Here is a 19,565-nt window from a genome sequence, read left to right as displayed (position 1 = left end):
CTTTTCAGGCGGTCCTGGTGAACATAAAAGGCGTTATAAGGTATCCCAAAGCTATTAATCAGCTACTAAATTGATGGAATAATGAGAAAAGGCGTGTTTAGACCGTTTTCCAAAATTAGGTAACGTACATTTTACAGATTGAAAGTTTTCGAGCCACTGTTCCAAGATAGGTGAGGATTTCTAATGTGCAATCTATAAGATGTCATTCCACCCTTTATAATGCGCCTGAATTGGATTCCTAAGTTGTTCGCTACATCCCTAAACGGTAGTTCTTTTGAAGATTTGACTTCAATAACTTCTCCATAGTCTGGACTTACCAGGTATAATACTTCATTATAGGCTTTGGGCAGGAGAATCTTACTTTTAATATCCTGATCCTTAATTTTGAATTCTTTGAAAGAAATGGGCTTTTTGAACTTTGAAGATGAGGTGTTTTTTAATAGTTCTATCCAACTTCGACTAGTAGGAGAGCATAACTCTGAAATTTGTTCTGCATTTGAGACCAGGTGAATGTAAATATCCCTTACACTCAAATCTACTAGCTGATTGTCTATAGTTTCGCTTAGCTCAATTGATGAACTTCTTGATTTTATACCTGCAAGATAAATTTTTAAGGCCAGCATATTTGGCAGACCTGTTTCTATGAGTAAAGCAATCTCTTCAAAGTATTTTGCGATGGCTTCCTGCTCAGCGAACTTTAATTTTCTTGAAATAGCATTTATTACCCAAGGCAGAGTGTAGCCATAATAATCATTGCATATTTCTTGTCCTTTTTCAAAAACCTTTATTTCCTTAATAGACAATCCTTGTAGCCAGGGCGCTCTTACGTTATCTATTTCTATTTGTCCATATTTTGAAATTTTGCTTCGAACTACAGGTAAGTTAACTAAAGCTTTCTCTATTGATTCTAGAAATGTGACCCTATCGTTAAAATTTCCACTACTAACGTGTAATTCTTCTGCAACTCTTATTAGCTCTGGCAGTAGCTCATCCAGTAGAAGGGATGACTTCAAAGGGAGACCAGTATTTACCAAACCCTTCCATCTAGTATGAGAACCCACCATTCTCAAAATACCTTGATTTCGGTGCTTTAGAAAAGCAATCAACTCTTCAATGCTTATAGCCTTTGACTTCTCGGCTTGAATCGTAGCCAGTGACTCTCTAAAGAAATCGTCTATCCAATCAGATGGATCACTCAGTTCGTAGCTCTTAAAATGGAGATTTAAAGCAAGAAGGCTGTCATCCATCAAGTCAAAGGCATAGTCTATGGACTCAGAGTAATCTCTACCATTTGGATCCTTGAATTGCGTGAAGTCATTGTCCGCAATCAACTGAAGTAGAAGATCAAATGGAATATTACATTCTGTTGCAATACTCTTGATATTCCGTAGTATGATAAAAAGGCCACTCTTAGTGTCTTCGTTTTTGTACTTGTCAAAATAACTCTCAAAATGCTTTAAATCCCTAGCATTTCTCCATTCTTTATCTGTCCTATCAAGACAGACTAAAATTTTACCCTCATGGTCTACATAGGCTCTCCCGGCCCGCCCAGCTATATTCCAAAAGTCTCTATGATCCATTGGCGATCCATTAACCCAATGAGTTGTAAAGATGACAGTTGATACGCCAATGTTTACCCCCTGCCCAAGAGTGCTCGTGGCAACAATAATTGGAGGGCAATTCGTTCTCATCAACCTTTCCATTATTATTCTAACTTCGGAAGGGAGGTCTCCATTATGACATAAAATCCCGTAGGTGGCATGCTTTAATATCTCAGAATCTTTACCATAAGCTTCATCGCATGCCATGCTAAATGCTTCCCAGTCAGCGTCAGTTTTCCACTTGAATGGTGCCGCATTGTGCCCCATTGCTTTGAAAACAGATTTAGCGTAAGTGAAAACAGATGCTTTAAGACTGACGAAAAGAAGTACAGAGCCGAAAGTGGAAAGTTTTACCGCAACTGCGGCAATAGCGTCTTTTTTATTACTTGGGTAATAATGAGTCTTTTTCCCTTTCTGAAAAGCTTCCTTAGTTATGAAGCTTTGATTAGATGACTCATGTGCTCCACGCCAGTTAATGTTTACCTCATCTCCGGTCCATTCTATTACTCCAAAACGCTCTTCTGAAGGGCGCCATTTAGAAGTGACTGCGTTGGCACTTTCACCTGTCAGCCACTTTGAAATCTCGAAGCTATTGGGAAGAACCGCTGAAAGCAACAGGATCCTGCCACCATTCGCATTCATGTGACTTTTAAACTCCTCTATGAGCAGCTCGTTACGAATAAACCTCTCTTGGGCACCGAGCAGGTGTCCCTCATCTATTACCACCAGTTTGACGCCTTCGACTATCTCTGGGTTTGCCCTTAGTATGGCCTTTACCTTTTCCGGTGTGCCAATTATAATGTCAGACTCTTCAATGAGAGAGATATCGATTCTGCTGTATTGAGCACCACCGTACAAGTGCGTTACTTTATAATCTAATGTGCTAAATGTGAGGTCAAAGGTTTCTTCAATCTCATAAGCCAAGGATTTATAGGGAGCAATGTAAATTACCTTAGCACCAGGATTGTTGTTTAGGCAACTGAATATCCCCAACTCAGCAATCCTTGTTTTACCGCTACTCGTGGGTAGACTAATTATGACTCCCCTATTTTCTTGGTTTAAAAGTTTGGGTAAGGATATTTTCTGTGAATAAAACAACTCAAACACAGGTGATTTCCTAAAGGCCAAGCTAACTATAAAATCGTTGACCCTAAAGCTGTTGTTGTCAAAATATGGAGGAAGCAGTGTCCATAAAGAGCTATCTTTGAAGTCTCTAAAAATAATCCTTAGGAGCCTCACGGCCCACCACATGGAGGGCTCATTGTCTATCCTTAGCAACTCCTCCAGATCATCAAGAATTTCAATAGACTCCACAAGCCATTCCTCGTTGCCTGTAAAAATATACTCTATCAGCATGTTGAAGGATTTCGCCAACAGCGATGTGTATATTCTTTTATCAATCTCACTCTCCAGACCAAGTTCTGGATTAGACGCTTCATATATATAGTCTGTAAGCAAAACTCTGTTTACCAGTTCAACCAGTTTTGTAAAGTCCTTTTTTAAGAATAGGGAGATCAGACTCGCAGTGTCAGACTCAAACGCAGCGGTCTTCAGCAGGATAAAAGACTTGGAGTACTGTCCACAGGCATAGTAGGCAAGAGAGGATGTAAGCACAAAGTACAGGCTGTAGTCCTTCCTGTTTGCTAAGGGTGCATGTATATTTCTTAAAATATTTGCCCCCTTCTCCAACGGCTCAAGGGCAAGATGATACTCTCTATTCTCTGCAAACTGGCATCCGATTGAGATATATGAGAAAGCGATTGTGCTTAGCCGGTCATCCAGGCCTGGTGTGAATGGAGGAAAGTTTTCATTAGGCTCGTTTACATTATACAGGATGTGCCTGGCATTTGACTCTGCAATGAGGCTTTGGGCAAGTTCATCCTGTTCTATTCTCTGGTATACTTGTGTTGCTTTCTCTGTGCTCATATGCTGCTGGCTAGCTCCCCTAAAGCCTTATTAAATGCTTCGCTCACTAAGCCACAGGGATCTTCAAGACTCAAGGAGAGTAAAACAAGACTTTCATTGTCACAATCTCCGTGCAAGTCAATAAAGTGACTTGCTTTTTCATTGCTCAGCAACAACCCCACATTTACTATAGGAACTTCTAGGCAATGCATTTCTGCATTCAAGTCTTCTAACCTATCCGCCAGTTCATCATGGCCTTTATCACGCATCACTTGTGCCAGGAAAGGCAGAGATAGAGGTAGCTTTTTAGAGCCAAAGCCCTCTGTGATGTCTTTCACAACTTTTTTGTCGGGGGTAGAGCGAAATTTTGCTTCACCTACAATTACTTTTCTTCTTAAATCCGTGCTATCGAGCAAGAGTACGTCATCGCCTTTCATGGATTGTTCAATGTTAGTGTTATAGCGAAGACGGTACACTAGTAATTCCAAAAGCGATGTTGATTTTATGTATTCTGCTAATATGATTTCCGCGCAGTTGCCTCTTTGAGTAATTTCTGATTTCGGGAAGGGGCTGTTCTTATCTATAAATTCCCCATAGCCCCTTTTATCTAATATGGCCTTCTTCCTCTCAAAGCTTTGTATTTTCTTTTCATCTATGTGGTGAGCAGTGATGTAGTTTTTGATGATTTCAACTGCAGATTCTCTTTTAAGGGGATGCTCTAAAAGCTTCCTGTGCCTTATTGTTGAAGTGACTGGGAGATCCTCATGTGTGAGCCAATCAGAAAAAAAGTCAGGAGCTGCTGGGTGGGATCCGATGAAATCTGTCTGTGTCATTGTGGCTTTACTGTGATTTCTAATTTACTATAATGTTCATCTAGTATTCATTGAGTAGTTGGATAAAATAAACACAGCTATGCAAAATCATTTCAAAAGAAAAGGCCCCATATAGGGGCCTTTTCTTTTGAAAGTCCTTCTAAGCATGCTGCTTGTGTTGGTAGGCATGGTGTACATATTGGCTAACTGCCTCCACTACCAGCTGATTCAAATTTTTGCCTTGTACAATAGACAAGCGAGCCGCCTCCTTGTGCAGCTCAGGCTGCATACGGATGTTAAATGTTCCTTTAAAGGCTTTATCCGGCTCCTTCCCTATCTCTCGGCACATCTCCAGATAATCATCCACTGAATCTTGAAACGCCTGTTCCAACTCCTCTACTGTTGTTCCCTCAAAAGTAACTACATCATTGATGAATTCAATCTTACCGAAAAACACTTTGTCCTCGGCGCTATACTCGACACTGCCGATATAGTCCTTATACTTGATAGTGCTGCTCATTTCTACGATCTTAAAATTTTCTTTCTATTTGTTCTACTCAACTTCTCAGCAAATCCCCAACGAATCCATTACGATCTTCAGCTGGTAACGCTTTAGAATATTCCCCGGGTGAGGCTTATGCAGGTTGATCACATGTTTTGTAGTTACGTGCACAAACGCCCTTCTACTTCCCCCTGTCTTGCCTCCCGTATGCTCCTGATACCCCAGTCCGTTTAACATACTCACCAGCTCTGACCAGGTAAAATCTGTGGGACAGCTGCAGAATCTTTCTATCAGTTTGTCTTTCTTTGACATTAATAGCTATATCAATTACAATTGCAACTAAAATATGGTTGCAAAATATAAAAAATATTTCAATTCTTTATTCATTTATAAAACTCATCGAACTTGTCTGACAATAAACTACATCATATGTAAGAATATGCCCTGTGGGAGACAAAATTCGATTATGTAAAATCGTAGAGTAGAGCTCCTATTTTACATAATCATACTTATACAACAGTTACATTCCAAATGAATAGCTTTACTGGAAGTGGTTAGCAGCTTCCTACTAAAAACCGAAGATGTTTTTTTTATAATCGAGTTGGGCTATCACAACAGCACTGAAAAGCTGTTCGCGGCCGTGCACGAGGCTTGCCACAAACCAGCCCACATTTGACCTTTGCTGCTCACCTTTAGCGTTTTTAGAGCTCATTTGTCCCCGCATTTAACATAACCCTTGATTTGCATACAATGTTCAGGGCTTTGCATACAGCTAGTAGTATAGCCTTTGCGAACTTTGACTTATTAAAATCAGCATTATGAAAATAAAGAAAATGACATTAGGAAGCCAGGGTTTGGTTGTACCAACTATCGGTCTGGGGTGTATGGGTATGACTGGCTTTGAAGAAGCAAACATGTATGGGGAAGCAGACGAGCAAGAAGCCATCGCCACCATCCACCGATCCCTTGAGTTAGGCGGTAACTTTTTAGATACGGCAGATTTGTATGGTCCATTAAAGAATGAGCAGCTTATCGCGAAAGCTATCAAAGGCAATCGCAGCAGTTACATTATAGCTACCAAATTTGGTTGGGAAATAGACGATAATAACAGGGTAACTTGGGCCATCAATGGCAAAAGAAAATATGTAAAAAAATCGTTGGAGCGTTCTCTGAAAAATCTTAACACCGATTATATCGACTTGTATTACCTGCACCGGCTCGATAAAAACACGCCCATCGAAGAAACGGTTGAAGCAATGAGCGAGCTGGTGAAAGAAGGAAAAGTGGGTTATATTGGCTTATCAGAAGTTTCTTCAGAAACGGTAAAAAGAGCGCATGCGGTTCACCCGATTACGGCAGTACAAAGTGAATATTCGTTGTTTGAGCGAACAGTAGAAGAACGGGGTGTACTGCAAACGTTAAATAAACTTGGGATAGGCTTCGTGGCCTACTCACCGCTGGGTCGTGGCTTTTTATCCGGACAAATTCGTAGCATATATGATTTACCGGAGAATGACTTCCGCCGCGCAATCCCTCGCTTTCAGGAAGCCCACTTCGCTAAAAATTTAGAATTAGTTAAAGCTATTGAGGCCTTAGCAGGAGAAAAAAACGTTACTCCTTCTCAGTTGGCATTGGCCTGGATCATGAGCAAGGACATCTTACCTATACCGGGCACCAAAAGGAGAAAATATTTGGAGCAAAATATAGCGGCTACTGCTATTCCATTAAGCGGAGCAGACCTGGCGAATTTGGAAAGTATTGTGCCGTTAGGTACTGATACTGGTAAACCATACGATGAGTTCAGCATGGGCCTTATTGATTAATTAACTTTCTGCGGCTGCATCTTTTGATGATGCAAGCGTTATGCTACCAGTCGCAATACTTAAAGTAGTGTTATGAACGCCATTAACTCTGTTTCAGAATTTCACCGGTTATTGTCTTTGCCCGAACCCCGCCATCCGCTGGTAAGTGTTATTAACCTCGCTGATAGCATTTTCCTGGAGGACGATATCTGGAAAGGTTTTGTTAACCGGTTTTATTGTGTTGCTTTAAAAAGAGAAGCAAAGGGTAAAATAAGATATGGTCAGCAACACTATGATTACGATAAGGGTGTTTTAAGTTTTACGGCACCCAATCAGGTGCAGTATCTGGACCTGCAGCATATGGAATGCGGATCGGGCTATCTGCTCATCTTCCATCCGGATTTTTTGCTTGCTCATTCATTGGCAAGCACCATTAACAGTTATGGTTTCTTCTCTTACGCGGTCAACGAGGCACTGCATCTTTCCGCTGAAGAAGAAGCCGATCTTATAACTATACTGAACAAGATCGACAAAGAATGCCTGCATATCGATAAACACACGCAAGAAATTATTCTGTCGCAAATCAAGTTGCTGCTTAACTACTCCAACCGCTTTTACGAGCGACAGTTCATCACCCGCAAAAACCACAACCATCAACTGCTTGCGAAATTTGAACATCTTGTTGACGAGTATTTTGATACCGATGCTACAACGCAACAGGGACTTTTGACGGTGCAACATATTGCGGAACGCATGAATCTGTCGCCCAACTATCTAAGCGATCTCTTGCGCGTGCATACCGGACAAAACACACAACAACATATCCACGAGAAGTTGATTGAAAAAGCTAAAGAAAAACTCTCCACTACCAATTTGTCAGTGAGCGAAATTGCTTATGCTTTGGGCTTTGAATATGCGCAGTCATTCAGTACCTTATTTAAAAAGAAAACTGAAATGTCACCTCTAGAGTTTCGACAGTCATTTAACTGACAGCTTCAGGTTATCATGGCCATCAAGAGCGCATAATAAAAATAGGCATATAAAAGCCTGTAAGCTCTAGCAGCAAAATGCAACTCAAATCTGGCTTCAAGTTAACATGTCATTACTTATCAGCTTCTTCAGTCGGTTTCAGCAATCACAGAGAAAGGCCAGGACAAGCAACTTGCATACAAGATGTTTCTGGGGGAGCATGACTACATTAAAACATCAGAAAAGAGCCTTACATTGAAAGAAATTTAACCCAGCTACAAGAGCTTTTGCCATAAGGATAATTATAAAAGCCCCTAAACTGCGCCAACTTTTGCAAAAGGTAGGAAAGCGCAGCTGTGGCTGGGTTGATTAACTGGCAGGCAAACCCAAGTAAACTAAAAATGTTTGTTCCAGGCAACACTTCCTGCACTCCCAACACGTGAACGATGCGTGTAGGAGTGCAGGAAGTGTTGCTCCAAAACAACATTCTGTTTTCTTCAGGACCGTCATTATCAAAAATCAGAACCATTTTCAATACCCATGGAAGACCCATCCACCCCAACAACACCCTCCGTGAAGGAACAGGTGCAGCAGCTGCGCCAGAAACAAATGCCTATCCGCAAGATCGCCCAGGAGCTGGGAGTCACCAAGTACGCCGTTGAAACAGCCTTGAAAGAACTCGAGTCAGAACGCCTTCAGACACTTCCTCAGACAAAAGAAGAGGAGCCCCGGACAACCGGCAACACAGCAGGCCGGACAGACCAGACAGGCGCGGGTGTACACCCGGACAACGGCCGGACAACGCAAAACGAGAGTCAGACACTGCAAAATCACCACCAGACAGGGCCTCAGACACACCCAGACACAGTGAAAAATGCCCCACAAGAAGGTGTTTTAGGGCAACAAACACAGCAAAAAACAGCGAAAATAAGGTCTTCTTATGCTTTCTCTAGCTTTCAAACAGACTACAACAGGTTTTTTGAAAGATTTTCAGCGCGACATACAACAGGAAAGGAGCCACTGGATACACAACATTTTAGGTTCACTGCTGCCAGAGCTGAAGGACCTGCAGAAAAGGGGCCGGTATCTGGCGCAGCAGCAGGATCTGGAGTATGATGAGCTGCTGCTGTCTGATGTGCTCAAAGCCTGCGTGGGCTATCTGGAGAACGTGCTGCAGCATGCCCCTGTAGGTCATGCCATACCGATTCTGCCGACATTGAGATTCCTGCCAAACAAACTACTGATAGACCTCTGCCAGAGGGCACAGCAGACGGAGTTCGATTTTGTGGAGCCAAAGCACGAGCCCGCTACCGCGTAACATGATGCCACCCCTGCAAATCAGAGCCGCACCGACCCAATCAAAAAGGCTGTACAGGCCATCAGCAGGTTTATGGGCAAACACCATGGCGCCACCTGCCACGGCCCACTGGAGTGCAGGGGGAGCCTGGTAGGGGTAGAGTGGCATGTTGTAGAGACAGTGCACCCGGAAACAGGTAAGGTAACAGGGTGCTGGCCCGCCTTCAAGTACCACTCCGTCTCTGTTAAAGCATCTCATGCTTACGCATAAGTAGCCAGCAGCCTTAGGTTCAATGGAAGCTTCCTTGTAGAGGGTAGGTGGGGAAACAGGCTGGAGTTTCCCCCCTGTTTCCCCACCTGTTTCCCCCAAAAACAGGAGCGTATAATATAATATAAATAAGATAATTAAACATCATATTACTATAGATGAGAGGGTTGCATCACAGTGGTTTTGCAGGAGTGGAAACAGTGGGGAAAAGGGGAAATTAAAAGCACATATATGGGGCTCTGGCGGTGTTTTCAATATTTATTGGCAGACGTAACTAATAAATAGATAAAAAACATATAATACAGATCTACCTGTATAGTGTCATCTGAAGTTTCCCCTTTTCCCCATTTCCACCCCTGCGACCTAATCGTCTGATTATTTTGCTGTTATGCCTTTAACGGCCGGATATCGGGGGGGAAACAGGTAGGAAACTCCAGCCTGTTTCCCCCTAGGGAGAATTTCTGCAGCTTCAGGTACTGCTGAGGGAACAGGCGTTGCGCAAGGCAAGAGCTTCCCCTTACTCTGTCGGCCCCGTGTCCACCCGGCTCTCCAGCGCCTGTTGTACCTGTATAGGCACCGCCGACAGCAGGTCATAGCCTGTGGCCTGCTCGATGGCATCCACCGTGGTGCGGTAGCTACCCCAGTCGGAGCGCACGGTGTTGCTGTTGGGGGTGTCTACGGCGATCACACGCGTATCGGCGCCGATCCTGTTCAGGTCCCCCTCCCCTTCCTCCAGCACCACCAGCACCTTCCAGATGCGTCTAGGCACCCTCACCCTTCCCTGGTCAATGGTCCGGGCAAGGCCATTGCTGCCGGTGCCGCCCTCCCCATAGCTACCCATTACCACGTACACTTCCATCCTATCCCGCACCAGCTCGCGCGTGTAGTCCTCCAGGTTACCCCACGTCTCCTGGTTGTTCTTCGGGGCCTGGGGAATGATGTTGGTCATCAGGAAGGTGGCTGAGTTATCCTCCTCTGATTTGGTGCGGTCGGCGGAGGGGGTGTTGTGGCCGCGGTCAAAGCCGCTGCCTGTGTAGCTGGAGGCCGTCACGCGGTACCAGCCCTCGGGAAGCAGGGGGTCGGAGCGGAAGTTGTCCTGCCTGGCCGCAGCCCCCAGCCAGTCTTGGTCCACGTGCCAGCTCACCCAGTTGGGCGTGCCCCGCTCGCGGCTGTAGGAGAGCGCGTACTGGGGTTTTAGCATCAGGTAGTCATTAGGATTGCCCTCGTCCGCTGTGGCCCCGCTGGGGTTGCCCAGCAGTAGCTGCTCTTCCTCCAGGGTCAGCGTCTGCTGCGGCGCTACCTCCGCGTCCTGACAACCAGATAAAGCAAGAAGGAGAAACAGGAGATAGCGGTAGCCGTGTCGGATCATAAGCGGTGCGTTAAGCATAGTGTAGCAAGAATCAAAATGAAAGGACTTTATTCGAGCAGCCCCTCCAGGTCAATGGTGTCTAGGTAAGGCTCCAGCAGCTTACCTTTTTCGAAGCCGTGTACCAGGGCGATCTGGTTGTCCTCCGGCGAGTACCACACCTCGGCAAAGAAGCTTTCCATATGGTAAAGCACCACGCTACAGCCCATCTCCAGCCGGATGGCCAGGAAACACCCGCGCTGCCACACCAGGTCGGCCCGGGTGTCACGGGGCAAGCAGTTGAAGGCGTAGAAGTCCATGGCAGTCACCCTTGTGTTCCTAAATCTACGGAACCTGAGCCAAACAGTCTTGGCGCAATGCAGCTCATGTAAAGCCACCCACCATAAAAGAGCACCTTCAGTTAAGACGGCCTTTACTCCTCCTATAGACGCTAGCGCTCTTGCTGTGCACACTTGCTTCATACTGTTAAATGCGATACTTTTTAGCACTATTGTCGTATAATATAATACTATACTAATAAGCATATCATTGTTAAGAGGAGAAGCATATGGCAAGCGATTTTGAAATCGGCAGGCGCTTTCGGGCCGTCAACGACTGGTGCGTCAGGAGCAGCGGGGTTTACGCTGCGGGATGGCCAAATTTTCACAGCGAGACATACCACAATCCCTTGCGCACCGTCTACGGCCACTTCTTACTCAAGCCGTCGATAGTGCACTGGCGGGACGTACCGGCGACAGAGTACGGGGCCACAGACATGAGGACGCGTTTCACAGGGGCGTATGACTACGCGGTCCGGCATGGCTACCAGCACGGCTTCCCCAACTTCCACGAGGCAAATTATGGCCAGGGCGTTGTCTACGGGACCTTCCTCATTCTTCCCGGCGCGTGCGAGTGGCGGGATGTCCCCGCGGCAGAGCTTGGGCTGGGGACCGGCGACCCCACCAGGTTTCCGATGAACAGGTGGTTTACCGGCGCCTCTGACTACGCGGCGCGACGCGGCTACGCCGCTGCCATGCCCAACGGGCACTACGCCAACTACGGCGGGGAGTATGTGTGCGGTGTTGTGGTGTTCCCTCCAGGAAAAGCAGCGTGGGCTGACATAAGGGGGCGTGAGCTGGGGCTCTGGGAGGATTCCCTTCGCCCACCGGATCCCCCAAAACAAATGACTGTTGTCCCTAACATCGTGGGGCTGCTGAGCAGCAAGGTTAATGAAGTCTTGGAGGCGGCAAGGCTTCGGCAAGGGTACGTCCGGAACTTTACCTATGAGTACCGGAGCGACCGCCTGGTCGTAGCAGAGCAGGATATTGAAGCCGGAAAAGAAGTGATCGAAGGCACGCGTGTCAGCTACGGTCTCAAGCTCGCGCAGCAACCGCAGGGGGTCAAGTCGGTTGTGCTCGTAAACAGGCACCAACAAAGTCGCCCAGTTGAGATATACCATCTTGACTCAGCTGTTGGCGTCTGGAGCAGTAAAGGGACTCTCTACTATGGCGGCTATTACGTAATACCTTTCGCCTCTGGCCGGATGAATTGGCTGGTTGCGGTTGACAGGGGCCTCATCAACTGCAACGGCGGAGGACCTGAAAACATCAGCTGCCAACGATTTAATTGGAGGGCCGTCGGTGACTCGGGGGGCAGTCAGGTAGAGCTTCATGTCCAATGAAGCGCGAAGTATAAAGGATATACGGGAAGGGCAAAGGAAGTTCAACAACAGGTACTGCCAGTCGGAACAGCTCCAGCTGGTGAGGCTGGCAATACCTGCTGTTGAACTTTGGTTTGAGCATGCGGATGTAGTGCTTCTCCAGGCGCAGCACCTCTTCCTTGTCAGAGTACTCCTGGAAGTAAATGACTGCTTCATCGGAGCATTTGTCCTTGTGCTTGATGATGCGCCAGAAGATGTTGCTTGTTTCTCCTACGTAGACACAGGTATCGGCCTCAAAGATGAGGTAGAGGAAGTAAGAGTTGTTGTCTCTAATATACCGGAGACGTTTGTAATTGGCTAGGACCTCCCTCCTACTGTAGCGCCGGAACCTGCTTAACTGCACCATTTCTTTCTGTCAATTAGTAGTAAATCATTAACCCGTGAGTCATCATCACAAGCAATGGATAATAATTAGTTGGATGTTCAACAAGGCGCTGTTGCGATGGTGTCAGCGGCTCAGTGTCTGCTTCCCCCAATCCTCCCGCCTCCTGGCGTAAATCAACTCATCCAGGTACTCTCCGTTCTTGTAAAGGGCTTTGGCAAACCTTCCCTCTAAAACGAAGCCGTTCTATTCTAAGGCTCTTTGGGAAGCAAGGTTGGTTCCAAACGGCCGCGCAAACACCCTGTCAATGTCATACGTGGCAAATGCAAAGTCCACTGCTTGCCTTATGGCTGCGCTGATGATTCCCTTTCCCCAGAACGCCTCCGCCAGCCAGTACCCCAGCTCTGCGTTTTTGCAGTGAATGTCTGTTTGCGGGTGGACGCCGATGCCGCCCACCGCCTCTCCCCCTATGTCAATGGCAAAGATGTGTACGGGCTGCTGGCTGTTTGCAAAGTCGATGAATGCACTTGCATCAGCCGCTGTGTATGGGTGGGGAAACTTGTCCGTCATGTTTTTGGACACGTCCAGTTGTTGGCGTTCCGGACCAGGTTGTGCAGGTCTGAAGTTTGCCAGGGCCTTAGTTTGAATTTCATGTTCCTTTTGCTGTTTTTGCCTCGCTGCCACCACTGTTGGTTGGGGAGATGCCCCCGCAGGCCACAGGCATTTCATAAACCGCCAGTGGCCTGGCGCAGCCGGGTTACCCTTTTGTCGAAAGTGGTCCGTTCGCTATCATTGCCGCCGCATCATGTGCTTGTTGCACAGGCCTCTGAAGATAACCGTAAAAGGAGACAGTACCAAACCTGCAGCGCGGAGCATGAAAAAAGCCAGCTGGCGGGGGCTTACCCTTTAGCTGGCTTTCACTCTAATCTCACTTCACCAATATGAAGATGCCGTGAGGATAGGGAAAGCCCTCCGAAAGGTAAAGGAAAACCTCTCTCCTCCGAGCAGTCCTTCCTGTCTTCGCTGGCCCTAGTGTGTAAAGCAGCAGGCGCAGTACGCATAATTGGAAATATCGGCCTCATGAAGAAGCGTTTAGGTGAATCGGCTGGTCTTAAATGCGCAGAATAGTGTAAAAACTGACATCCTGAACAACAATATACATTGCCCAATGCACATGATGTAATGCGCATTGCTTATAAAAAGTGGTTTTTGCGCGGGCCAATTTCCCCTTTTCCTACCTTTTGTTGTTTTTTGCCTTCTTCTGCAGGTTAATTCTGTTTTGTGGGGGCTGTCGGTTCCCTAAAAGCCTTGGCGCGGATGCGCCCAACACAACTTTGTGTATTTGTACTTATTTGTTCTATTTGCAGGGGCTGTAAGTATATTGGGAACCAGTAAGTTACAGAGGTTTAAAACCACGTATTATAAGTTCAGAACCACTTTTTATAAGCCAACTACCACCTTTTATAAGCTTAAAGCCACTTTTTATAAGCTTAAAGACCACTTTTTATAAGCTTAAAACCACGCTTAAAATTTAGTGTGGTTTTTATGGGTAGGTTTTATATCTTTGGCTAAACAATGTAGCCATGGAAGCCTCTAAATCAGTCGAAATCAGGCAGCACAACGCCATTACGGCCGCCCGCTATGATTACTCCTCCTGTCAGCTGGATATCCTCTTCTGCCTGCTCTCGCACCTGCGCAAGGAGGATTCACCGGACGTATCTTACCGTATCAACATCGCCGACGTGGAGAGGCTGACTGGGCGCCAGTGGAACTACCAGCAGCTCCGGGAGGCCACGGCTGACATGGGTTCCCGCATGTTCGAAGTGGAGAACGACAAAACCTATAAGCAGCTGTGGATGTTCCAGAAGGTCGAGTACATCAAGGGGCACGGCTGCCTAGAGATAGTGCTCTCCAAGTTCATCCGGCCGTACCTGTTTGAGTTGAAGGACAACTTCACTTCCTATCAGCTGCACTCTGCTCTAAAACTCTCCAGCAAGTACGCTAAGCGCATCTATCAGCTGGCCAGCCAGTGGAAGGATATTGGCGAGACAAAAACCTACACTATTGAGGAGCTCAAGCTCATGCTCAAGTTGAAAGACCCCACCGGGAAGCAGCCCGACCAGTTCGAGAAGTTCAGCCAGTTCAAGGCCCGGGTGCTGGACATTGCTATGCGCCAGATTAACGAGCACACCGACTTAAATATCAGCTACCACCTGATCAAGCAGGGCAAGGCCTTTCACAGCATCCGCTTCTACATGAAAGCGCAGCTACCCGAGCAGCTCCCTATCCCCTTTGACATGGCAGGTGAGGAGGTGCGCCATCAGAACGCCCGGCAGATACTCGATGACCTGGGCATTAAAGACGGCAAGCTCATTCAGCAGGTCATGTCTGACAAAGACCTTGTGGACGCTGTGTTCAAGTTCAGCTATGGACTGAAAACGGGCAGGACCAAAGCCGACAAGAACCCCGGTGGCCTGCTTCTCAAAGTGCTAGGGCTACGTTAAGCCTAGGCATCCTCTCCCTTGTATTCCGTCTACAACAGCTATTACTTCTATACCCGCTAGTCTGACTAACTATATTATTAGTGCTTTCAATGATATAAATACTTGCAGCGTTATAAATTCTATATATACTAACGTTTCTAACACTTATAACATCTATAGTAGATCTATATTTTAAAGCATATCTATAGCATCTAACAGCCACCCTGCACTCTTATTCAGAAAAGGAAAACTTTTTATAGCACCCCTATTGTTACTTGTAACGTAACATGTTATACTTGTGGCATGATTGTGAGCTTCAAACACAAGGGCCTTGAACGCTTCTTCTTAAAGGGTGATGCGTCAAAGCTGAACCCGCAGCACATCTCTAAAATCAGAAGGATACTCGGCGCGCTGCATGCCGCTCACAACGTGCAGGATGTTAATGTCCCGGGCTGGGACCTGCATCCGCTGAAGGGAAATCTGAAGGACCACTGGTCGGTGAAGGTCAGCGGAAACTGGCGCATCACATTCCGGTTCACAGGAGAAACGGTGGAGGTGCTAGATGTGAACTACGTCGACTATCACTGAGCCAAGACACAATTACAACGAAGGAGAAGATGTCAACTATGATAATGCATAACCCGCCGCATCCAGGGGAGATTTTGAGGGACTATACGGATAGCACGAACCTGTCCGTAACCCAGATTGCAGAAAAGATACATATAAGCCGGAAGGTGCTCTCGCAGATCCTGAACGGTCATGCCGGTATCAGTGCGGAGATGGCTTGGAAGCTGTCAGCCGCCTTCAGCACCACACCGCAGTTCTGGATTAACCTGCAAGCTAATTATGACCTGTGGCAGGCTAAGCAGCGGGTAGACGTATCTGGTATTGAGCACCTGCTGAAGCCTGCCGCCTGATGCTGCCTGATGAGATAACAAGCAGAAGCTACTTCTGATAGGGTAGCATCTTTCTTTTCTAACTTATCTAACATTAATAACACGCATAGAATATCTAGCTTCTCTATTGTCATTGTAAATGTTAGAAACCCTGACAAGCCTAGCACATATAGTTATGCTAACTCTATAAGTAAAGATAGAAGCACATGCCAATACTGACAGTACTAAATAACAAAGGCGGTGTCGCTAAGACAACAACAGCCATCAACATCGCCTCCAGGCTTGCCGGAGAGGGAAAGCGAGTCCTGCTCATTGACCTGGACTCCCAGGCCAATCTAACTATGTCTACGGTAGGGCAGGATGGCGAGGCTCACGTGGGCCACTGGCTGAACGGGGAGAAGCCGCTGTCGGAGGTGGTGCGGCCTTACGTGCCAAACCTGAGCGTCATCCCCTCATCCAAGGCGCTGGACATGTACTCAAAGCTCATCGGCTCGGAGGAGGACTATCAGTTTAAGCTCAAGGACAGGATTGACGGTGACAACCTGACGAAGCTATACGACATCATCGTGATAGACAACGCGCCCTCCTTGACCACGCTGGCCTACTGCTCCCTGGTGGCGGCAACGCATGTGCTCATTCCCTCGGCCCCGGAGTACTATTCCTTCGCCGGTATTGATAACATCATGCAGTCGGTGGCCAACGTGAAGAAGCGGTATAACCGGCAGCTGGAGGTGCTGGGCATCTTCTTTACCAAGTATCACACCTCTTATCGCAAGAAGGTTGCTAATGATGTGGTGGAAGCAGCAAGGGAGACGTTCGGGGACTTGGTGCTGACTTCCACCATCCGGGTAAACGCCTCGCTTGAAGAGGCGCAGATGATGCGGCAACCAGTGTACGAATACGCCCCTGACTCTAACGGCGCGGCAGACTATTCCAAACTTGTAGAAGAGATTAAGACGAGACTATAATGGCCAAGCAAGCAAAACCAGATTTCAAGTCCATAAGCCGCGGTGTGACGAGCTTTGATCGGCAAATGTATGAAGACAGGCCGGAGAAGACGAAAGCGCAGGAGACGGAGCCTGAGGAGCAGGGAGAGGAGGAATTAATACCTTTCGCCACCAGGCTACCAGCATCTCTCGTGATGCGGATCCGGCAGCATTCCTATTGGGATCGGGAGGGAATCATGGAGACTATCACCAACGCAGTTACAGAGTACCTGGACAAGCAGGAGGGGAGTGACAAGCCCTTACCCCCGGAAGTGCTGAAGAAAGCAACCAGGGGGCGCAAAAAGAAGTAGACACTCCCGCATGAGAATGTAGGCCCAACTTACCCCGCAGCAGATTCTCCAGAAGAACATTGCCCGGCTAGCCCCTAGTCCGCCTCCGGGCAACCCTGTTGAACATAACATCTGTTATAGGTGAAACAGCCTTCACGCGCTGGATTCGCACCCGCTCCTTTTGGTGCGTTGCTGTGGCGGGGGACCTCTGCCGGTTTCAGTGTTTTATGTTGACTGTGGTATATAGTATATTCTTTTGCCTGATTACGTTTAGCCAATAATTAGGCACAAGCCACGCACAATACAATTGATAGTCAAGTTATGGAATGGATATTTGATAAAAGTGACCCGCTCTTGGAAACCATGATTGGAAGCATAATGATGTTCTCAGTCATTATTTTATTAACCAGAATTATAGGTTTGAGGTCATTCGCAAAGTTTACTGTTTACGATTTTGCCTTTACAATTGCTATTGGTAGTATCATATCCTCTACTCTCACTTCAGGTACTTCTATTGTTCATGGCTCAGTTGCAATCGCAAGTCTTCTTTTTTTGACTTTTATTTTTTCAACATTGCAGAAAAATTTCCAGCCTTAAGTTCTACAATTTCGAATAAACCGCTTCTGTTGATGAGGGGAAATCAGATACTTGAAGAAAATCTAAAACACGCAAGAATTGAAAAATCACAGCTGATCGCAAAACTGCGAGAGGCAAACGTATCACGATTAAATCAAATTCAAGCTGTTGTTCTTGAATCCACGGGAGACATTTCAGTCTTACATAAATCGAAAGATACAGATGAGCAATCTGTTGATAGTATAATATTAGAAGGAGTTCGAGAAAAACTATGAGATAATGGACCAGTGCTTAACAATGGCTATAAATGATTTCTCATTGCCGCCTCTTCTGAAGATTTCTGCGGAATTTTCAACTAGTATATACCTGTAAAGGTTCGTGCTAACCCACACAACTACTCCTTACCGAGACTGTTACTTTACATAAAAAAGCTTATGAGCCACCAAAAGCCGGAACAGGGGCAAATGCTTTGGTTCTTTGCAGGCAGGTGTACTTGCCACCGTCTATTTTCTGTTGCCCTTTATATTATGTATATTCCTCATTCACTCAGGCATGCACTGCTGGGTAGCTTAATTGTAAAAGGCATAAACTATGGGAATGTATAAGTTAATGCTTGTCGTGTTTATTATGCACCTGTTGCCTGGAAGGCAGGTTTCTCTGGGGCAGCAGGCCCCCCAAGCGTACTTCGACCTGGCCAAGAAAGCGGACTCGCTTTACCAGGCAAAGGCCTACCAGGAGGCCGTCCGCGCCTACACGGCCGCCTTCAGGGTAAACAACTGGAAAGGGTATGTGCCGGACCTTTACAACGCGGCCCGGGCATGGGCACAGGTAAGCAACCTGGACAGCGCCTTCCGGAAGCTTGACCGTGTGGTTACTTACAGCGACATCGGTGACCTCAAAAAGTACCGGGCCTTTACAACGGAGCCAGCCTTTGGCCCCCTGAAGAAGGACAAACGCTGGCAGCAACTGCTCACGAAAGCAGACACCAGGCTCAACAACCCACTGGTGCAGCAACTCGACACTATTTTCCGGGAGGACCAGAAATACAGGCTGATGGTGGACAGCGTGGCCAAGGCATACGGTTTTGAATCAAAGGAAATGCAAAGCCTGTGGCATAAAATGGCGGCAGTAGACTCCATGAACCTAATCAAGGTAAAGGAAATCCTGGATAAGCATGGCTGGCTTGGGGCACAGGAGGTCGGCCAGCAGGGAAACACCACCCTGTTCCTGGTCATCCAGCACGCTGACCCCGCCACGCAGGCAGAGTACCTGCCCATGATGCGGGAGGCCGTGAAAAAGGGAGACGCCAGCGCTGGAAGCCTGGCTTTGCTGGAAGACCGGGTTGCTTTGGGCCAGGGGAAAAAGCAGATTTACGGCAGCCAGATTGGCCGGGATCCGGAAAGCGGAGAGCATTACGTGCTGCCGCTTGAAGACCCGGAGAATGTAGACAAAAGAAGAGCTGCGGTGGGGCTACAACCGCTGGCAGAGTACGTCAAGCGCTGGGGCATTTCCTGGGATGCTGAGGCACACAAAAAGCAGCAGGCAGGAAGCAGAGGAGACACCCACTGACAAAGCAACAGCGCCTCATGAAAAAAAGCTGCCGGTTGTTTAACAGTGTTTATGAACAACTAGTAAGAGCACTGCCGCCTGAGGCCGTATAACGAAAGTTATGTAAAGGAGGAGAGAGTTTCCTACCCAAACTGGCTAGGAAACTCTTTCTTGTTTGCCTCAGTTACGCCACTCTAAGTCAGTCAGAGCAACAGAATAAGTCCCCTTCATCGCGCTATGCTTT

The 19,565-nt window shown here is 47.0% G+C and carries 23 protein-coding genes; 13 read left to right on the top strand and 10 right to left on the bottom strand.

Annotation, left to right across the window (positions count from 1 at the left end; genetic code table 11):
• Nucleotides 1-131 precede the first annotated feature (131 nt).
• The 5 genes from ACFS7Z_RS25170 to ACFS7Z_RS25150 all read right to left on the bottom strand — a co-directional run bounded on the left by ACFS7Z_RS25170 (nucleotide 132) and on the right by ACFS7Z_RS25150 (nucleotide 5,532).
• Nucleotides 132-3,527 carry a DEAD/DEAH box helicase gene (locus ACFS7Z_RS25170; protein WP_377491469.1) on the bottom strand — a complete coding sequence of 1,132 codons (3,396 nt, stop codon included), beginning with the start codon at nucleotides 3,525-3,527 and terminating at the stop codon, nucleotides 132-134.
• Nucleotides 3,524-4,339, bottom strand: coding sequence for a Hachiman antiphage defense system protein HamA (locus ACFS7Z_RS25165; protein WP_377491466.1), 816 nt, complete (start codon nucleotides 4,337-4,339; stop codon nucleotides 3,524-3,526). Before ACFS7Z_RS25165 ends, ACFS7Z_RS25170 begins: the two co-directional genes overlap by 4 nt.
• 139 nt (nucleotides 4,340-4,478) lie before the next feature.
• Nucleotides 4,479-4,838, bottom strand: coding sequence for a type II toxin-antitoxin system HicB family antitoxin (locus ACFS7Z_RS25160; RefSeq protein ID WP_377491463.1), 360 nt, complete (start codon nucleotides 4,836-4,838; stop codon nucleotides 4,479-4,481).
• Nucleotides 4,839-4,883: 45 nt separating this feature from the next.
• Entirely contained in the window at nucleotides 4,884-5,132 is a 249-nt protein-coding gene (locus ACFS7Z_RS25155) for a type II toxin-antitoxin system HicA family toxin (protein ID WP_115568367.1), read from the bottom strand.
• 256 nt (nucleotides 5,133-5,388) lie between these two features.
• Nucleotides 5,389-5,532: a hypothetical protein gene (locus ACFS7Z_RS25150; RefSeq protein WP_377491458.1), complete on the bottom strand. Its 144-nt coding sequence runs from the start codon at nucleotides 5,530-5,532 to the stop codon at nucleotides 5,389-5,391.
• A gap of 106 nt (nucleotides 5,533-5,638) precedes the next feature.
• Here ACFS7Z_RS25150 and ACFS7Z_RS25145 point away from each other — a divergent pair, with 106 nt between their 5' ends.
• Complete coding sequence (locus ACFS7Z_RS25145; RefSeq protein ID WP_377491455.1) at nucleotides 5,639-6,643, top strand: aldo/keto reductase; 1,005 nt, start codon at nucleotides 5,639-5,641, stop codon at nucleotides 6,641-6,643.
• 72 nt (nucleotides 6,644-6,715) lie between these two features.
• Entirely contained in the window at nucleotides 6,716-7,612 is an 897-nt protein-coding gene (locus ACFS7Z_RS25140; protein WP_377491452.1) for a helix-turn-helix domain-containing protein, read from the top strand.
• A gap of 229 nt (nucleotides 7,613-7,841) precedes the next feature.
• On the opposite strand, the gene ACFS7Z_RS25135 is transcribed toward ACFS7Z_RS25140, so the two are convergent.
• Nucleotides 7,842-8,120, bottom strand: coding sequence for a hypothetical protein (locus tag ACFS7Z_RS25135; protein WP_377491449.1), 279 nt, complete (start codon nucleotides 8,118-8,120; stop codon nucleotides 7,842-7,844).
• A gap of 11 nt (nucleotides 8,121-8,131) precedes the next feature.
• On the opposite strand from ACFS7Z_RS25135, the gene ACFS7Z_RS25130 reads away from it, so the two are divergent.
• From ACFS7Z_RS25130 to ACFS7Z_RS25120, 3 genes are all read left to right on the top strand, one after another.
• Nucleotides 8,132-8,707 (top strand): hypothetical protein, encoded by a 576-nt coding sequence (locus tag ACFS7Z_RS25130; RefSeq protein WP_377491446.1) that lies wholly within the window; start codon nucleotides 8,132-8,134, stop codon nucleotides 8,705-8,707.
• A 19-nt stretch (nucleotides 8,708-8,726) separates the two neighbouring features.
• Nucleotides 8,727-8,909, top strand: coding sequence for a hypothetical protein (locus ACFS7Z_RS25125; RefSeq protein ID WP_377491443.1), 183 nt, complete (start codon nucleotides 8,727-8,729; stop codon nucleotides 8,907-8,909).
• Nucleotides 8,910-8,981: 72 nt separating this feature from the next.
• Nucleotides 8,982-9,158: a hypothetical protein gene (locus ACFS7Z_RS25120; RefSeq protein WP_377491440.1), complete on the top strand. Its 177-nt coding sequence runs from the start codon at nucleotides 8,982-8,984 to the stop codon at nucleotides 9,156-9,158.
• Between the two features lie 514 nt (nucleotides 9,159-9,672).
• Here ACFS7Z_RS25120 and ACFS7Z_RS25115 read toward each other — a convergent pair.
• Together ACFS7Z_RS25115 and ACFS7Z_RS25110 are read right to left on the bottom strand one after the other, a co-directional pair.
• Complete coding sequence (locus ACFS7Z_RS25115) at nucleotides 9,673-10,524, bottom strand: DNA/RNA non-specific endonuclease (protein WP_377491437.1); 852 nt, start codon at nucleotides 10,522-10,524, stop codon at nucleotides 9,673-9,675.
• Between the two features lie 47 nt (nucleotides 10,525-10,571).
• Entirely contained in the window at nucleotides 10,572-10,820 is a 249-nt protein-coding gene (locus tag ACFS7Z_RS25110) for a hypothetical protein (protein ID WP_377491434.1), read from the bottom strand.
• 248 nt (nucleotides 10,821-11,068) lie between these two features.
• Here ACFS7Z_RS25110 and ACFS7Z_RS25105 point away from each other — a divergent pair, with 248 nt between their 5' ends.
• On the top strand, nucleotides 11,069-12,181 hold the full coding sequence (locus tag ACFS7Z_RS25105) for a PASTA domain-containing protein (RefSeq protein ID WP_377491431.1): 1,113 nt from the start codon (nucleotides 11,069-11,071) through the stop codon (nucleotides 12,179-12,181).
• Here ACFS7Z_RS25105 and ACFS7Z_RS25100 read toward each other — a convergent pair.
• Entirely contained in the window at nucleotides 12,123-12,566 is a 444-nt protein-coding gene (locus tag ACFS7Z_RS25100; protein WP_377491428.1) for a GIY-YIG nuclease family protein, read from the bottom strand. The genes ACFS7Z_RS25105 and ACFS7Z_RS25100 overlap by 59 nt on opposite strands.
• 222 nt (nucleotides 12,567-12,788) lie before the next feature.
• Nucleotides 12,789-13,226 (bottom strand): GNAT family N-acetyltransferase, encoded by a 438-nt coding sequence (locus ACFS7Z_RS25095; protein WP_377491425.1) that lies wholly within the window; start codon nucleotides 13,224-13,226, stop codon nucleotides 12,789-12,791.
• Nucleotides 13,227-14,125: 899 nt separating this feature from the next.
• On the opposite strand from ACFS7Z_RS25095, the gene ACFS7Z_RS25090 reads away from it, so the two are divergent.
• The 7 genes from ACFS7Z_RS25090 to ACFS7Z_RS25060 all read left to right on the top strand — a co-directional run bounded on the left by ACFS7Z_RS25090 (nucleotide 14,126) and on the right by ACFS7Z_RS25060 (nucleotide 19,342).
• Nucleotides 14,126-15,046, top strand: coding sequence for a replication initiation protein (locus ACFS7Z_RS25090; protein WP_377491422.1), 921 nt, complete (start codon nucleotides 14,126-14,128; stop codon nucleotides 15,044-15,046).
• 282 nt (nucleotides 15,047-15,328) lie between these two features.
• Complete coding sequence (locus ACFS7Z_RS25085; RefSeq protein WP_377491419.1) at nucleotides 15,329-15,613, top strand: type II toxin-antitoxin system RelE/ParE family toxin; 285 nt, start codon at nucleotides 15,329-15,331, stop codon at nucleotides 15,611-15,613.
• 29 nt (nucleotides 15,614-15,642) lie between these two features.
• Complete coding sequence (locus tag ACFS7Z_RS25080) at nucleotides 15,643-15,942, top strand: HigA family addiction module antitoxin (protein WP_377491416.1); 300 nt, start codon at nucleotides 15,643-15,645, stop codon at nucleotides 15,940-15,942.
• 185 nt (nucleotides 15,943-16,127) lie between these two features.
• A complete protein-coding gene (locus tag ACFS7Z_RS25075) occupies nucleotides 16,128-16,889 on the top strand; it encodes a ParA family protein (protein ID WP_377491413.1) in 762 nt (253 codons plus the stop codon).
• A complete protein-coding gene (locus tag ACFS7Z_RS25070) occupies nucleotides 16,889-17,218 on the top strand; it encodes a hypothetical protein (protein WP_377491410.1) in 330 nt (109 codons plus the stop codon). The genes ACFS7Z_RS25075 and ACFS7Z_RS25070 overlap by 1 nt, the downstream gene beginning before the upstream one ends.
• A 464-nt stretch (nucleotides 17,219-17,682) precedes the next feature.
• Nucleotides 17,683-18,048 (top strand): DUF421 domain-containing protein, encoded by a 366-nt coding sequence (locus ACFS7Z_RS25065; protein WP_377491510.1) that lies wholly within the window; start codon nucleotides 17,683-17,685, stop codon nucleotides 18,046-18,048.
• A 322-nt stretch (nucleotides 18,049-18,370) separates the two neighbouring features.
• The gene (locus ACFS7Z_RS25060) at nucleotides 18,371-19,342 is read left to right on the top strand and encodes a DUF6624 domain-containing protein (RefSeq protein WP_377491407.1); all 972 of its coding nucleotides are present in this window, start codon (nucleotides 18,371-18,373) and stop codon (nucleotides 19,340-19,342) included.
• The last annotated feature ends 223 nt before the right edge of the window (nucleotides 19,343-19,565 follow it).

Origin of the sequence: Pontibacter toksunensis, from assembly GCF_042686245.1 — a bacterium.
In the GTDB taxonomy this organism is placed as follows: domain Bacteria; phylum Bacteroidota; class Bacteroidia; order Cytophagales; family Hymenobacteraceae; genus Pontibacter; species Pontibacter toksunensis.
This window is presented reverse-complemented; position numbering and strand designations above follow the sequence as displayed.